Annotated in this window: 18 protein-coding genes and 1 pseudogene; 10 read left to right on the forward strand and 9 right to left on the reverse strand. The window is 67.9% G+C overall.

Annotated features, from left to right (window positions below):
• Positions 1-142: 142 nt before the first annotated feature.
• The 4 genes and pseudogenes from ABL57_RS14660 to ABL57_RS23585 form a co-directional block, all read right to left on the reverse strand.
• Positions 143-376, reverse strand: coding sequence for a helix-turn-helix transcriptional regulator (locus ABL57_RS14660; RefSeq protein WP_047804216.1), 234 nt, complete (start codon positions 374-376; stop codon positions 143-145).
• Positions 377-502: 126 nt separating this feature from the next.
• Positions 503-1,009 carry an IS5/IS1182 family transposase gene (locus ABL57_RS23575; RefSeq protein WP_047804217.1) on the reverse strand — a complete coding sequence of 169 codons (507 nt, stop codon included), beginning with the start codon at positions 1,007-1,009 and terminating at the stop codon, positions 503-505.
• The gene (locus ABL57_RS23580) at positions 964-1,146 is read right to left on the reverse strand and encodes a hypothetical protein (protein ID WP_371212486.1); all 183 of its coding nucleotides are present in this window, start codon (positions 1,144-1,146) and stop codon (positions 964-966) included. Before ABL57_RS23580 ends, ABL57_RS23575 begins: the two co-directional genes overlap by 46 nt.
• Positions 1,147-1,180: 34 nt before the next feature.
• Positions 1,181-1,342: pseudogene (locus ABL57_RS23585) on the reverse strand (transposase); the annotation flags it as partial.
• 639 nt (positions 1,343-1,981) lie between these two features.
• Between ABL57_RS23585 and ABL57_RS14675 the strand changes: the two are divergent.
• Both ABL57_RS14675 and ABL57_RS14680 read left to right on the forward strand, forming a co-directional pair.
• Positions 1,982-2,257, forward strand: a complete 276-nt coding sequence (locus ABL57_RS14675; RefSeq protein ID WP_152683419.1) for a hypothetical protein — start codon at positions 1,982-1,984, stop codon at positions 2,255-2,257.
• Positions 2,258-2,261: 4 nt separating this feature from the next.
• Positions 2,262-3,023, forward strand: a complete 762-nt coding sequence (locus ABL57_RS14680; protein WP_152683420.1) for a hypothetical protein — start codon at positions 2,262-2,264, stop codon at positions 3,021-3,023.
• Positions 3,024-3,174: 151 nt separating this feature from the next.
• On the opposite strand, the gene ABL57_RS14685 is transcribed toward ABL57_RS14680, so the two are convergent.
• Complete coding sequence (locus ABL57_RS14685) at positions 3,175-3,567, reverse strand: hypothetical protein (RefSeq protein WP_152683421.1); 393 nt, start codon at positions 3,565-3,567, stop codon at positions 3,175-3,177.
• A 315-nt stretch (positions 3,568-3,882) separates the two neighbouring features.
• On the opposite strand from ABL57_RS14685, the gene ABL57_RS14690 reads away from it, so the two are divergent.
• The 3 genes from ABL57_RS14690 to ABL57_RS14700 all read left to right on the forward strand — a co-directional run bounded on the left by ABL57_RS14690 (position 3,883) and on the right by ABL57_RS14700 (position 6,517).
• A complete protein-coding gene (locus ABL57_RS14690) occupies positions 3,883-4,752 on the forward strand; it encodes a hypothetical protein (RefSeq protein WP_047804221.1) in 870 nt (289 codons plus the stop codon).
• A gap of 108 nt (positions 4,753-4,860) precedes the next feature.
• A complete protein-coding gene (locus tag ABL57_RS14695; RefSeq protein WP_047804222.1) occupies positions 4,861-5,901 on the forward strand; it encodes a hypothetical protein in 1,041 nt (346 codons plus the stop codon).
• A gap of 112 nt (positions 5,902-6,013) precedes the next feature.
• On the forward strand, positions 6,014-6,517 hold the full coding sequence (locus ABL57_RS14700) for a GNAT family N-acetyltransferase (RefSeq protein ID WP_047804223.1): 504 nt from the start codon (positions 6,014-6,016) through the stop codon (positions 6,515-6,517).
• A 196-nt stretch (positions 6,518-6,713) separates the two neighbouring features.
• On the opposite strand, the gene ABL57_RS14705 is transcribed toward ABL57_RS14700, so the two are convergent.
• The 3 genes from ABL57_RS14705 to ABL57_RS14715 form a co-directional block, all read right to left on the reverse strand.
• Positions 6,714-7,424: a hypothetical protein gene (locus tag ABL57_RS14705; protein ID WP_203225641.1), complete on the reverse strand. Its 711-nt coding sequence runs from the start codon at positions 7,422-7,424 to the stop codon at positions 6,714-6,716.
• 194 nt (positions 7,425-7,618) lie between these two features.
• Positions 7,619-7,840 carry a hypothetical protein gene (locus tag ABL57_RS14710; protein WP_047804225.1) on the reverse strand — a complete coding sequence of 74 codons (222 nt, stop codon included), beginning with the start codon at positions 7,838-7,840 and terminating at the stop codon, positions 7,619-7,621.
• 118 nt (positions 7,841-7,958) lie between these two features.
• Positions 7,959-8,258 (reverse strand): hypothetical protein, encoded by a 300-nt coding sequence (locus ABL57_RS14715; RefSeq protein WP_047804226.1) that lies wholly within the window; start codon positions 8,256-8,258, stop codon positions 7,959-7,961.
• A gap of 197 nt (positions 8,259-8,455) precedes the next feature.
• Between ABL57_RS14715 and ABL57_RS14720 the strand changes: the two genes are divergently transcribed.
• Together ABL57_RS14720 and ABL57_RS14725 are read left to right on the forward strand one after the other, a co-directional pair.
• Complete coding sequence (locus ABL57_RS14720; RefSeq protein ID WP_047804227.1) at positions 8,456-8,821, forward strand: hypothetical protein; 366 nt, start codon at positions 8,456-8,458, stop codon at positions 8,819-8,821.
• A gap of 173 nt (positions 8,822-8,994) precedes the next feature.
• On the forward strand, positions 8,995-9,315 hold the full coding sequence (locus tag ABL57_RS14725) for a hypothetical protein (RefSeq protein ID WP_053004996.1): 321 nt from the start codon (positions 8,995-8,997) through the stop codon (positions 9,313-9,315).
• 222 nt (positions 9,316-9,537) lie between these two features.
• Here ABL57_RS14725 and hutG read toward each other — a convergent pair whose 3' ends face one another.
• Positions 9,538-10,533, reverse strand: a complete 996-nt coding sequence (gene hutG, locus ABL57_RS14730) for a formimidoylglutamase (protein ID WP_047804228.1) — start codon at positions 10,531-10,533, stop codon at positions 9,538-9,540.
• A gap of 140 nt (positions 10,534-10,673) precedes the next feature.
• Between hutG and ABL57_RS14735 the strand changes: the two genes are divergently transcribed.
• From ABL57_RS14735 to ABL57_RS14745, 3 genes are all read left to right on the forward strand, one after another.
• On the forward strand, positions 10,674-11,468 hold the full coding sequence (locus ABL57_RS14735) for an IclR family transcriptional regulator (RefSeq protein ID WP_047804229.1): 795 nt from the start codon (positions 10,674-10,676) through the stop codon (positions 11,466-11,468).
• Positions 11,469-11,607: 139 nt separating this feature from the next.
• Positions 11,608-13,302: a urocanate hydratase gene (locus tag ABL57_RS14740; protein WP_047804230.1), complete on the forward strand. Its 1,695-nt coding sequence runs from the start codon at positions 11,608-11,610 to the stop codon at positions 13,300-13,302.
• A complete protein-coding gene (locus ABL57_RS14745; RefSeq protein WP_371212485.1) occupies positions 13,299-14,549 on the forward strand; it encodes an amidohydrolase family protein in 1,251 nt (416 codons plus the stop codon). The genes ABL57_RS14740 and ABL57_RS14745 overlap by 4 nt, the downstream gene beginning before the upstream one ends.

Genomic DNA, 14,549 nt, shown 5'->3' on the forward strand with positions numbered 1-14,549 from the left:
CCCAACCGGTGTCAAGGGCACCGTCATGGAAGATAGTTTCCGCTGCCGGCAGACGACAGACCGCCACCTCCTGCCGGACGCCCGGGCTACGAACCAGATGCCGGGCCGGTGGCGATGATCGGGCTCCGGCGGTACCGGGGCGTCAGACGCGCCGGCCGGAGGACGCCCCGATGGGTGAATCACCGGTGTCTTCATGGAAAACGCTTTCGACCGGGCGGGTGAAGTACCGGGCCAAGGCAAGAGCCACCGCCAGCGACGGCTCGCTCCGATCGTTCTCCAGCGCATAAATCGTCTGTCGAGAGACACCCACGGCGATGGCCAACTGTCCTTGGGAGATCTTCCGGGCCGCCCGGAGGGCCTTCAGCTCATTGCGCATACGCTGCCATCTCCCCACCTACGCTCGTCGTATGCCAAGCCACCTTACCGTTTGCAAGAAGCGCACACCCAGCGCGCGCGGATTCTTGACGTACCTGGAGCGGTACGGGCGCATTCAGAAGTGGTTTCAGTAGTTCTTCCGGGGCAGTCGCCGGGCGCAGATGATGGTGATCGCCAAAGTGGCCACCGCGGTGATCGTGGTGGCGCTGCGGTCGTAACGCACGGCCAGGCGTCGGAAGGCCAGCAGCCAGGACATGGTGCGTTCCACGACCCAGCGGTGCCGGCCGAGGCGTTCACTGGAGTCCACGCCGATGCGGGCGATGCGGGCGGTGATCCCGCGCCGGCAAAGGTAGCGGCGCACCCTTTTGTTGTCGTAGGCCTTGTCCGCGTGCAGCTTGACCGGCCGGCGCCGTGGACGGCCGCGGCCTCGACCCTTGACCGGGCTCAACTGTCCAGGATCGGCTCGACCAGCCTGGAGTCGTGGCGGTTGGCTCCGGGGAAACGCCACCGCCAGCGGCAGTCCGTCAGCTGTCACCAGCAGGTGGTACTTCGTGCCGAGTTTGCCGCGATCCGTGGGGTTGGGCCCCGTCAGCTCGCCCCCCCTTTCGCCCGGACGCTCACCGAGTCCAGGCAAGCTCTCGACCAGTCCAGCGCCCCATCGTGCCCGAGCTGCTCGAGCACGGCGTGGTGCAGCTTCTCCCACACCCCGGCCTCCTGCCAGGCCCGTAGCCGGCGCCAGCAGGTGATCCCGGAGCCGAAGCCCAGCTCCACGGGCAGCTTCTTCTTTGGCGTTGCCGTTCTCGGCCACGAACAGGATGCCGTTGAGGGCCGCTCGGTCATCCACGCGCGGTCGCCCAGTGCGCCCGTTCTTCGCCGGCGGGGGCGGTGGGACCAAGGGTTCCAGCAACTCCCACAACTGGTCGCTGACCAGCCGCCCGGAGGCCTTCTGACTCGTCATGGCAGCCATGATCACCAGTCAGGCAGGCACCGCTCAATGCCTCACCCATAACTATTGAAACCGTTTCTAAGCCGGTCTGGGGTCGCGACTGTCTTCATCTAGGAAGGCATCATTGTCGGCCTTGCGGGCTCCCTCGCAGGTCTGTCGATCGGTCTAGCCGCATCAGTGGGATTCTCCGCGGCCCAGGGACGGACAGCGGTAGTGCTCTGAACCGCGTTAGCGCTAGCACCACCCGTCGGCATCCTCAGCGGCGCGCTGTCCGCGTTCCTTACCGCCATCAGAGCAGCACGAATCGATCCCGCCGAGGCAATCCGCTAACATCCATGCGCTGGTTCGCGGCGTGCGCGCCCTCGGGACGCGTCAACGCATTGCTGGAGCGACGATGGGCCGCGCCATGCCACGTCTGCCTCCCATCCTCACGAAGCAGGGACATCGACGCTGCCTCTCTCGCACCAACAGGTCGTGAGCGTGGAAGCCGGTAGGAAGACATCGTTGTGGATCTAGACGAAAGTCATGGATTTGAGTTTGCGAACGCCCTACTGTTGCGGCACGCTTCACCGAGTCGGCGGGGCGACCTCCGAGTTCGAGGAGAATGTCATGCGTCACAAGGTCGCTCGAGGAATAGCCGCGGCTGGTTTCGCCGCCGTCATGAGTCTTTCCTCCCTCGCCCCGGCCGCATCAGCGCCCGCGGCCACCGCCGGATCCGCCGCGTTCCAGGGTGGTGAGTACGCTCCTCTGGACCACGACCTGATCTGGATCCCTTGGGACGACACCATCTACTCCAGCTACAGCGCCTGCATGCGGCGCGGGGCCTACCTGGCCGGGGTCTACACCGACATCGTGGACTACCAGTGCCGTTTGCGGTCCACGGTCAATGTCCGTCCGACACGATTTGGGATGATGCTGGAGGTCAAGCGCTCCTAGGAACGTGGAGGAACCAGCGGTGGACAGTCAATCGAAGGACGCACGGTTCGATCCTCTGGTCCTGGCCGACGGGCAGGAGGCGGTGGCTACCGGGCGCCTGGTGCGCGTGCAGCAGGAAGGCCTCGGGCTGGTGTGGTGGCACCAGGAGCCGTGGCCCGTCGATCTTCTTCTGCCTGCGTCTGCGCCCGTCGTCGTCTTGTTCCCTCGGGGGCCTGGTCGGGACGAAGAACTGATCGACCGAATCGGCCACCGGGTGCTGGCCACCGGGATGTGGTCCGACGGGAAGCTGCACGTGGACACCGTGACCGACATCACCCTGGCGGAATCACCCCTGCAAGTGCCGGTGGAGTCGCAGCCCCCGCCGATGCACCCGGTGGACGAAGCCACCCGAGCCGTCGAGAGCCCCCTGTTCGAGACCGGTGTCATGCTGTGGCGAGTCCGCCGGGTGGCCCCGGGTGGGCTGGAGGAGATCGTGGTCTCGGCCACCGATGTCCCAGCGGCCCTGCGAGCCCTATCGCCCCTGTATGGAGAGCGTCTGCGGGTGTACCAGAGCCCGTGGACCGCCGACGACCTCGCACGCCTGGACGCTGTCATCGCTGCTGTCGAGCCCACCCGGCGTCATGCCGGGGGGGCCGGGGTGAGCCCGGAAGGCATCGTCTACCGGCGCCTGCTGCTGACCTACCTCGACCAGCAGCTGGCCATGACGCTGAGCGCGTTCCCGGAAGAGATGCTCAAGCTGGAAGTGCAGGCCCAACCCCGCAGGTAGGCGTCCAGTGATGAGGTCGTCGAGGGGCGACAGCGTGGCCCACATCGCTGAGCTCATGTCATCGACTTCCCGTTTCCGCAGCGCTGGCGCTCACCACCCTCAAACGACTAACCCGGTGAGAAAGTCTCAATCACTGCTCAGTTTTCTATGGTCACTGAGTCGCCACGGAGCCTGACTCGATCGGGGCGGCGAGGATCAGGTCTTCTGCTCTGACCGGCACACCGGTACCGGCGAGGATCGACAGGTCAACGGTCCAGTTGATGGATTGGCGTCGTTTCCGGACCTCGAAGGCCGCCACGGCTTCCGCTTCGAGGCCCTCCATGGTGGTGGTGTCGTCGGGGTTCAGCATTCTGACGACCAAAGCGTGGCCCAGGATCAGTTCGGGCACCCCTCCGAAGACCAGGGCGTGGCCGAAATGGGTGAACTCATCGCACCGCCGGCAGGAGCAGATGAAGCGGGCCAGCCGTTGGATGCCGGTCTTCTCGTCATAGGAAAACCGTTCGTGCGTGACGTGGTAGATGTTTCGGTCAGGCACTTCAGGCATGCCGCAGAACTCGCAGGTGAAGTCGACGCGGGCCTTGAGCCCTCGGCTGAGGCGACTCCACTGGTACTTCGTGAGAACCTTCCGGCAATTGATGCCAAAGGTCGCGGCGGGGACCAGGTCTACGTAGAGCCCACCCCGTAAAGTCGGTCTTCCCCGGGCACACGGTCGGGCACCGGCCATGGTTTCACAGGTGACATGTTCGCCTCTTTCGTGAAACGCGTGCAGTCGCCGCGACAGACGGGCAGGCAGGCGTATTCCTTACTGATATTAGGGCTCGCCATGTGCCCAGTGATGCCGTCGACCCGAAAGGACGCCATGAAGTATTTCGCCCCGCCCTGGTTCACTGATCCACTGTCCCCGGTATTCGGCACCACCTCGGCCGCCGCCTTCGGGGCGTGGAGCCTGATCGACCCGTCCCGGCTGAGCCCGGCCCGTCGCCGGGCCTACTGGGCCGGAGTGGCGGGAACCACCGCGTGGTGGGCGACGGTGACGACCGATCGGCACCGGACCACGATGGTGCCGGCCAATGTGGTGGCCGGGGTGGCCGCCGGGGCCGCGACGCTGGCGCTGTCCGAGGTGTCCGAGTCCCTGGACGCCCGGATCGTGGGCCGTATGCAGAGTGCGGGGGTGCGTCATCCGCGGCGGTGGCTGGCCGGGCTCTCGGCGGCCGGTGTCCTGGCCGGCTACGCCGGTGACCGTGCCGCCGCCCGCGCCGAGGCGCAGGCGTTAGAGGCGCCCGAAGATTTGGTGCGCACCCGTGCGCTCACCCCGCAGGTCCGTGCGGTGGTCCAGGGAATGCTGGAGGCCGCCGACAATGCCGACGCCCCGGTGTTGCTGGGGCAGCTGGCCCTGGCCCAGGAGTCCTACTTCGACGACGGCGCGGAGGGGTTCCGTCACACGGTGGAGTTCCTGGTGCCCGAGGAGGTGGTGCGGGTGGTGCCCCACCACCAGGGGTACCCGGTCCAGGCCCGGTACCGCGCCGCGGACGGCACGCCCCTGCTGATCAGCCTGCAGATCGCCGAGGGGAAGCTCTCCCATCTGTCCATCGATTTCGCCGACGAGGACCACTTCGAGGACGAGGACGCGATCGACGTCGTCGAAGAACTCATCGACCGGTGGCCGGACCCGGCCGCCCTGCGCTACATGCACGAAAGCGCCGACGGCCACCATCAACCCCTGAGCTGAACGGGGCCCGCCCTCGCGGCAGGTGAGGTGCACGGCCTGGAGAAAGCGCCGGTATCGGGAACATTGGCGCAGAGGGCCCGGGGTGGGCCGCGGGTGGACAATGACGGCATGTCGGAACGATTTGCGTGGGTGCCCGACCTTGAGCGGGGTCAGTGGCTGCGCCCGATGGAAGCCGAGCCGTGGGGCAGCGTCCTGTCGGTGGTGCCGCGCGGTTTCCAGGCCTACGCCCGGCTGTTCCACCCGGTCGCCCGTGACCGGCCCCGGGCGACGAAGAGCTGGCAGGGCCTCGAGGAGGCCACCTACTTCGCCGGTGTCGGTGACATCGAGGCCGCGCTCGAGACGCAGCGGGCCAGCTGGGCCCAGGCCGCGGCATCGTTCGGCACGACCATGCACGCCCAGGCCCAGTACGCCCGCCTCGTCCGGGTCGACTACGGTGCGGCCGACGGCGTGATCGCCGCCGACGGCTGGCGCTACGGCGACACGTCCGAGGGCCGCCTCGACAACACCTCCTTGGCGGCGGCCGCGGCGGTGCTCGCCCGGCACACCAGCATCCCGGATGCCGGGATCGCCGCGATCTGGGAAGGCTGGGGCGGACTGGTCAGTGGGTCCGGAGCCGCCCGCTACGTACTCGTCCCCACCGACGCCCGCCCGGGCCCCGACACCACTGAGGACACGGGGCACGTCACCGCCCCCTCGCTGCGCCAGCGACTGGCCGCTGCCCTCCGTGTGGGGATCACCGGAGCGCAGGCGGCACTGACGGCCCGTCCCCGGGGTGCCCACCGCGACCCCACACCCGGCACCGGGGTGCTGGCCCCGCAGATCGCCGCCGGGCCGCGGTTCGCACTGCACGGGGACACCGGGCGGCACTACGTCCTGTTCGAGGCCGGGGCCGACGACTTCGCCGACCCCACCTGGCCGGCCCGTGCCCCCTGGGTCGGAGAACCCGTGTGGGCGCCCTCCCCCAGCATCCTGTGGCCCGACGACCACGCCTGGGTACTGGCCACCGAGATCGACTTCGACTCCACCCTCGTGGCCGGCACCACGGCACTGGTGCGCGAGCTCGTGCGGACCCCAGGTCTGGAGGTGCTGCCCCTGCGCACCGACGCCGACCTCACCCGGGACGGCGACGTGCTCAACCGCCCCCAGTGACGTCATGGCCTCGGACGCTGCCCGGACATCAACCCCTGCCGCAATGCCTGCAGGCGTGATGCGTGGAACAGGCGTGCAGCTGATAGGGGTCACGGCACGTCATCATGGACTCATGATTCGACGTCCGGGACGCCACGAGCTGGCCCTTCTCCAAGGCATCGAGGTGCGAGCCGGTTTGCTGTTCCTGGAGCTCGGCATGGACGCCGTGGCCGCGGATCCCCCACCGGGTCTGCCCGAGCTGGAGCAGGAGCGCCGCTACGGCCGGATCTGGGTGTCCACCGACGAGGAAGATCACCCGGTGGGCTACCTGCGCCTCCACAGTGTCGATGGCGCCCCGCATGTGGAGCAGCTCAGCGTGGACCCCGCCCACGGCCGCCGCGGTCACGGACGCGCCCTGCTGGAGCAGGCCCAGCGCTGGGCCACCGCCTCGGGCGCACACCGGATGACGTTGACCACCTACCGACACGTCCCCTGGAACGGCCCCTTCTACGCCCGCCAGGGATGGCGCGAGCTGGCACCGGAGGAACTCGGTGACCAGCTCACAGCCGTGCGCGCCGCAGAAGCAGCACACGGACTGGACCGCTGGCCACGTCTGGCCATGGTCAAGGACCTGTGACCACCTTCGCCTGACACAACCACCCAGAACCCCGGCCCTACTGGCTGTCCCCGGGAAGGCCCCAGGACGGCACCACCGCACGTTGCCCACGCCAGGAACCCCCACCACAGCACGGTCCGCCGCTAACCGGGCCATATATAAAGCGACTGCTCGGCCACGATCCGGATTGAACGGGCCGTGCAGGGTGCTTTCATGATCAGCCCTCGAACATGGTCCGTCGGTGCTGAACGGCCGTCCGCTTACGTTGCAGCAGAACCACCGCGGCGCCCAGGGCCATCAGCCCCGCCAGGACGTGGGCGGTGACCACCGCCGGCCGCGGCTGGATCCCCAGTTCGAAATGCAGTAGCACACCAGACCACAGCAGCACCCCGACGGGAAGGGTGAGACGGGAAAGCAGTCCCATGACTCCCGACCGGCGGGCTGCTGAGGTCACGACTCCCAGCGCCACCCCAGCCAGCACCGAGACCGTACCCCACAGCACCAGCTCCCCCGTGGCCCCAGCCATGAGCTCGACCCAGGACGCGTCCAGGTAGCCAAGATCGCCTCCTGGCACGGGGTAGGCCGGAGGTTCCATGGTGCGCAGGCGCACCAGGCTCCAGGCCGCTTCCACGCTGTAGTAGGCCATCGACGCCGCCAAGAGAAACACTGCCGCCGCCGCGGCACTGACCGGCCACCGGCCGTAGCGACGCCCGATCACATACGCCCAACCCCACCCTGCGCCCGCCCATCCGGCCGCACCACCAACGACCGCAGCCACCCCGGTCAGGGGCCCCCACGAGGCCATGTTCAAGGCCACGGTGACAGCGCCGAAGGCCCAGCCGGCGCAGGCCGAGACCAGCAGGCAGCGAAAAAGCAGTGCGGGCAGAGTGACATGCCTATCCAGATCAGGCGCTGCAGGGATCGTCATGACGTCCACGGTACGGCGCATCATGCCTACGCATGGAAGCGAGGCGACACGCGAAAGTTCCCGCGCACCCGCGCCTATGGGAAACGGGAGCATCCCCGTCGCATAGGAACCCCTGCTGCAACGGACGAGCTCTCCGAATTGTCAACGCCGAGGGCCTGGAGCCGACCATTTTTGGCCTCTGGTCTTATGGCTCCCTACGCCTGAGACTGGCGCGTTGCGCTGATGAACGTGCTCATCAGGCCCCTGAGGATCAGGGCTAGTCCAGCGGCCAGACCGAGGTACTCAACGATAAGAATGTGTCCGTTCGAACCGGTCTCATCCACCAGAATCGCCCTGGTGGCGATGCCTGCTACCAAAGCGGCGGTCACTGTGAGGCCTAGCAGCATCAGCGCTAGAGACGGAACCAGTTTGTTCATGAGCTCAATCTATCCACGGGGTCGCAGGGTGCGTCCTCCCGGCTCCGCGAGATAACCGGGTTCCACCCCCGAAGGGGTTCTCGACCGCGCCCTAGAAACCCGTCTCCCAACCAGCACCTCAACGGTCCCAGACGATCTCCAAAGCGCTGGCGTAGGCGTCCGACGCGGATCCGCGCCCCGCTTCGGCGTCGACGGGCTTCTCCCCCGCCGGCCACACCCGCACCGCCCGATACGAATAGCCGTCCTGCTCGGCGCGTTCCCACTCCAGCTCCACCGCCTGACCCGGCACCAGCGCCTGGTGCCCGACCACGGCGAGGACGCTGAAGTGCGCCCAACAGCCCCCGGGAGTCAGCTTGGAGTCCAGGACTCCCCACCCTGCCTCGTCGAACCAGGACCGCACCACACCGGAATCGCTCATTCCACGAGAGTACGACTGATCCCGCAACGACTCATGGACCAGTCCTTGCTGCTACACCCGCAACCTGGCGTCTGTGACGGCTTGCCGGTTCGTCAGATCAACCGGGATGGCGGGTGAACGGAGCTTAGGCTCCACCCATGAACATCCCTGTGCCGGCTTCCCGAGCCTCTGGGACGTCGAGCACCTCGAAACCCGTCATGGAGAACAGCGACTGGGTTTTCATCAGCTGGATCATCGCGGCCGCCGCCTGCCTGCTCGGGGCCCTCAATCAAGCCGCTCACCTGGTGGCCGTTCGCGAAGGCCCGCAGTACGTCTGTGCGGTGAAGGGGCCACCGGACAGCGCCCAGGCACTGGGTGCTGTCGACATGGGCTACATCTCTGGGGAGAGGACGTTCTTCCCACCCACCTTCGTCTGCGGTTATCCCGATCAGATCGGCGGGCAGCCCTCGATCTTCGTGGACATGTACCCGGCCGGGCCGTGGATCTTTTGGATCTCCCTGGCGGTGATCGTCCTCGCGGCTGGGCTCGCACTTGTACTTCAGTACCGGGCCCAGCATCTGTGAGCCCTGAATCACCACAGCATGTCCGGGGCGGATTCGATCTACTAATACGAGCCCCTGAGGAACCCCAACTGCGATGGAACCGTCGGGACGGGTGACGCGCGAATCCACCCGATGCCATCAAGGTCGCTAACGAGCCCTATTTCCGCCTGTCCTCGGGTCCTAGGCTGACGAGCATGCGCGTCATCGAGACGGTTCATGCCGAGCCACAGAGCATCGTCGAATCACCCGTCTATCGTGTGAACTTCTGGCAATCGACGGCGGGAGGAGCATGGAGCCTCGACGCATTCGCCCTGACGCATGTCGAGGACATCCATGAAGTGCTGCGGTGGGTGAATGAGCATGCTCACGGCCGCCGGTTTGAGGTGTTCGCGGAGATGCACCAGGAGCCCGAGGGGCCATTCCAAACACCAAGGAAGAGCGGTCTGGTCCGCCTGCTCGGAAGTGACCCCAATACAGGTGAACCCATCGCGTTCGGTGTCATGGTCCAGGACTAAGTGATTGTCGCGCCTCGTCACCGACGCACCGGGGTGCCGGGCTGAGTGCTCGTCATCCCCGTTTGGACACCGCACTGACCCCAGGGGGCGAACAGGAACGTCTACCGCAGCAGGGTCCGCTGCTAACTGGCCATATGTAAAGCGGGACGGGCGCCCTCATTCCCTTCTACCCGAGCCTAGAAGTGGTGTCCTATTGGTGTTTTCGCGGGTGGGACTTTCGCCTTATCTGTGGTGTTCTGCTGCGGTATGGGCGACTGTGGTGATCAGTCGGGCCGCGGTGCGGGCCGTGCGGTTGTCGATGTCATAGGTGGGATTAAGTTCGACGACGTCCATCAGTGCGAGCTTTCCGCTGGCGGCGACCTGGTGGCAGATGGCGTTGATGACGTCCAGCGGTACCCCGAAGCTGGCCGGGGCACTGACTCCTGGGGCTACCGCGGCGGGGAGAACATCGAGGTCGATGCTCAGGTGGAGCACGTCGATTTGGGCCAGGAACTTTTCGACGAATTCGGACACCTGGCCGGTGTGCGTCGCGCACTGCTCATCGAGCAGATGCTCGACCCCGAGGTCAGCCGCCGTGTCGAAGAGTGCCCGGGTGTTGTTGGGTCGGCTGATGCCGACCACGGCGTAGAGGAAGGGGCGACCGGCGTTGTGCTCGCTTTCGGCGATTTGGCGGAACGGTGTGCCTGAGGTGGGCTGGGGGGCGTTTCGCAGGTCGAAGTGGGCGTCGAGATTCAAGATGCCCACTCGCTGCTCTTCGGCCACCCGGTGGGAGCCGGCCATGCCGAGGTAGCTGCCGTAGGCGGTTTCGTGTCCTCCCCCGAGCACGATCGTGAGTGAGTGCTGGTTCAGCAGCTCGGTGGTCGCCGCACCCAGGCGTCGCTGGCCCGCCTCGAGGTCATCCCCGTCCACCGTGATGTCTCCGGCGTCGAGGACGGAAAAGTCTTCGTGCAGCGCCAGGGGAGCCAGTGCGCTCCGCAGCGCTGCGGGGCCACTGACCGCTCCGGGGCGCCCGTGGTTGCGGCGCACCCCCTCGTCGCTGCAGAAGCCCACGACGGCGATACCCTCCCGTGGCTCCTGCGGGACGTACTGGGAAGCAGTGGCGAGCTCCTCCTGCAGGTGCACGGCCTGATGCCAGCGACGGTGCTGTGGGCCGGTGCCGTCGGTGCGACCCGTCCACCGGGAGGCGGGTGCGGCAGGGTGTGGGGAGGGAAGCTCCACGGGTTCTCCTGACTGATGAAAGGACTGTGGGTACCACTCCAACGGATGCACTGGGGGAATGCCACGCCCCGACGCACAATGGGTCTGGGATCTCAGACCGATTCGTGGGCTGGGTGGTCGATGACCGGAAAGGGTGCGCAATGAGCTCCTCGAAAGTCCCCGCGGCGGAGAACACTTTGCGGATCCTGCAGTACCTGGCTACCCGGCGGGGACCGGTGGGGGCAGGTGCGATCGCCGCGGCCCTGGAGCTGCCGCGCTCGAGTGTCTATCACCTGCTGGCGGTCCTGGAACGTAACGGCTTCGTCTTGCACCTGGTGGAGGAGAAGCTCTACGGGTTGGGGGTCAGCGCGTTCGAGCTCAGTTACGCCTTCGAGCGCCAGGAGCCGTTGGCCCGATTGGGGCGGCCCTTGTTGGCCTCACTGGTGGACCGCCTCGGCGAAAGCGCGCACCTGGGGGTGCTGCAAGGCCAAGACGTGGTCTACCTCGTGGAGGAACGCGCCCGCTACCGCCCCTCTCTGGCGACTGACGTCGGAGTGCGCCTGCCGGCCCATCTCACCGCCACGGGTAGGGCTCTGATGGCCGCCCTCCCGCCGGCACAGGTTCGTGCCCTCTATGCCGGTCCACAAACTTTTCCCACCCGCACCGGCAAGAACCCCATCACCTCCTACGGCGCCCTCAAAGAGACCTTGGGTCAGGTCCAGCGGCTGGGCTACGCCCTGGAGCAGGACGAGGTGACCGAGGACTTCAGCTCCCTGGCCGTCGTGGCCAGGGACCACACGGGCTGGCCGGCGGCAGCCATCACGGTCACCTTCATGACCCACCGAGTTCCCGAGGACCGGTGGGCGCAGATCCTGGGCGCCATGCACCAGAGCGCCAACGAGCTCTCACGGCGCTTGTACGGCACCGGGGCCACCACCCCTGACCCCGGTGTCTGACATACCAGACAGAACCTGCGGAAAGCCGTAGTAGGGCCGGGGTGCTGAACGGTTTGATGAAGGCAGAGCTTGTGACCGCGGTCACGACCACTCCTCATCCTCGGATTCTCGAGCACCGTTCTGCACCTTGGAGGTCACCATGTCCCCGTCCGTCACCCGCACCGTGCGCGCCGCCCGCGGCACCGAGCTGACCGCCAAAAGCTGGCAGACCGAGGCGCCGCTGCGCATGCTGCACAACAACCTGGACCCCGAGGTCGCCGAGCGACCCGAAGACCTGGTCGTCTACGGCGGCACCGGCAAGGCCGCGCGCAACTGGGAGGCCTTCGACGCGATCAGCCGCACCCTGGAGTCCTTGGAGGACGACGAGACGCTGCTGGTGCAGTCGGGCAAGCCTGTGGGGGTGTTCCGCACCCATGAGTGGGCCCCGCGGGTGCTGATCGCCAACTCCAACCTGGTCGGGGACTGGGCGAACTGGCCCGAGTTCCGCCGACTGGAGGCCGAGGGCCTGACCATGTACGGGCAGATGACCGCCGGGTCCTGGATCTACATTGCGACCCAGGGCATCCTGCAGGGCACCTATGAGACCTTCTACGCCGTGGCGCGGAAGATGCACGAGGACGGCCGGCTCACCGAGCCCACCCTGGCCGGGACGCTGACGCTGACCGGTGGGTGCGGGGGCATGGGCGGGGCCCAGCCGCTGGCGGTGACCCTCAACGGCGGGGCGTGCCTGATCGTGGACGTGGACGAGACCCGGCTGCGCCGCCGTCAGGCCAAGCGCTACCTCGACGAGGTCGAGACCGACCTCGCCACGGCCCTGCGCAAGGTGAACGAGGCCAAGGCCCAACGGCGGGGCCTGTCGGTGGGCTATGTGGGCAACGCCGCGGAGGTCTTCCCGGAGCTGCTGGCCCGCCACCGGGCCGGGGAGCTGACGGTGGACATCGTCACGGACCAGACCTCCGCCCACGATCCGCTGTCCTACCTGCCGGCCGAGTACATGGTGGAGCAGTGGGAGGCCGAGGCTGCCGCCGATGCGGAGGGGTTCACGAAGAAGTCCCGGGAGTCCATGGCCGCCCAGGTCCAGGCGATGGTGGAGTTCCAGGACGCCGGGGCGGAGGTCTTCGACTACGGCAACTCCATCCGCGACGAGGCCCGGCTGGCCGGCTACTCCCGCGCCTTCGAGTTCCCCGGGTTCGTGCCGGCCTACATCCGGCCGCTGTTCTGCGAGGGTCTGGGCCCGTTCCGGTGGGTTGCCCTGTCCGGGGACCCGAAGGACATCGAGGTCACCGACGCGGCGATCAAGGAACTGTTCCCCGACAACGAGCACCTGCACCAGTGGATCGACGCCGCTCAGGAGCACGTCGAGTTCGAGGGCCTGCCCGCCCGGATCTGCTGGCTCGGCTACGGGGAACGCCACAAGGCGGCCCTGAAGTTCAACGAGCTGGTCGCCGAGGGCAAGATCTCCGCCCCGATCGTCATCGGCCGTGACCACCTGGACTCCGGGTCGGTGGCCTCCCCCTACCGGGAGACCGAGTCGATGAAGGACGGCTCCGACGCGATCGCCGACTGGCCGCTGCTCAATGCGCTGACCGCCGCCTCCTCCGGTGCCACCTGGGTGTCCATCCACCACGGCGGCGGCGTGGGGATCGGCCGCTCCATCCACGCCGGGCAGGTCTCGGTGGCCGATGGCACCGAGCTGGCCGCCCAGAAGCTGGAGCGGTTGCTCACCAATGACCCGGGCATGGGCGTGATCCGCCACGCCGACGCCGGCTACGAGCGGGCCCTCGAGGTTGCCCAGGAGCGTGGGGTGCGCGTTCCCATGCAGGAGCACCAGTGAACCTGACCCCCGGTGGCGCGCAGTTGATCACCGGCATCACCGAACTGGTCACGGTCGACGAGGAGCTGGGCACCCTTCGGGACGCGGCGGTGGTCATCGACGGTGATCGCATCGTGTGGGTCGGTGCCGCAGGCGGGGCACCGGCGGCCGACACCGCTGTCGACCTCGGCGGGCGGGCGGTGCTGCCCGGGTGGGTGGACTCCCACACGCACCTGGTCTTCGACGGGGACCGCTCGGGGGAGTTCGCCGCGCGGATGGCCGGCGAACCCTACGCGGCCGGGGGCATCGGGGTGACCACCGCCGCCACCCGGGCCGCTGAGGACACCCGCCTCGATGCCCTGGTGGCCTCCCGGGTGCGGGAGGCCACCGCCGGGGGCACCACCTACCTGGAGACCAAGACCGGATACGGGCTCACGGTTGCCGACGAACAGCGCAGCGCGCGGATCGCGGCAGCCCACGTGGAGGACGTAACTTTTCTCGGGGCCCACCTCGTCCCGGCCGGCCTCGACGCCGAAGATTATGTGGAGGAAGTCTGCGGGCCGATGCTGGCCGCGGTCGCCCCGCACGCCCGGTGGGCGGACGTGTTCTGCGAGGAGGGCGCGTTCACCGCCGAGCAGTCCCGGCGGGTGCTCACCGCCTGCGCTCAGGCGGGGCTGGGGCTGCGGGTGCACGGCAACCAACTGGGCCCGGGCGAGGGCGTGGCCTTGGCGGTGGAGCTGGGGGCGGCCTCGGTGGATCACTGCAACCACCTCACCGACCACGACATCGACGCCCTGGCCTCCTCCGGTGCCGGATCGGCGGGCGGTACCCGGGCCGGGCACGAGACGGTGGCGACTGTCTTGCCGGCCTGCGACCTCTCCACCCGCGCCCCGTTGGCCCCGGCCCGTCAACTGCTCGATGCCGGGGCGAGGGTGGCGATTGCCTCCAATTGCAACCCGGGGACCTCCTACACGACCTCGATGAACTTCTGCGTGGCCACGGCCGTGCTGCAGATGGGGCTGTCCATCGAGGAGGCGGTCACCGCCGCCACCCTTGGCGGGGCCAGGGCTCTGCGCCGGGACCAGGAATCCCTTGCCGCCGGCACCCGGCCCAAAGCCACCGGTGACGAGCTGCCGGTGGGGCGCATCACCCCCGGGCACCGCGCCGACCTGCACGTCCTCGACGCCCCCGCGGCGATCTACCTGGCCTACCGCCCCGGCATGCCCCTCACCCACGCGGTGTGGCGGGCCGGCCACCGCCTGCTCTGA

The sequence above is a fragment of the Kocuria sp. SM24M-10 genome (genome assembly GCF_001027955.1).
GTDB lineage: Bacteria > Actinomycetota > Actinomycetes > Actinomycetales > Micrococcaceae > Kocuria > Kocuria oceani.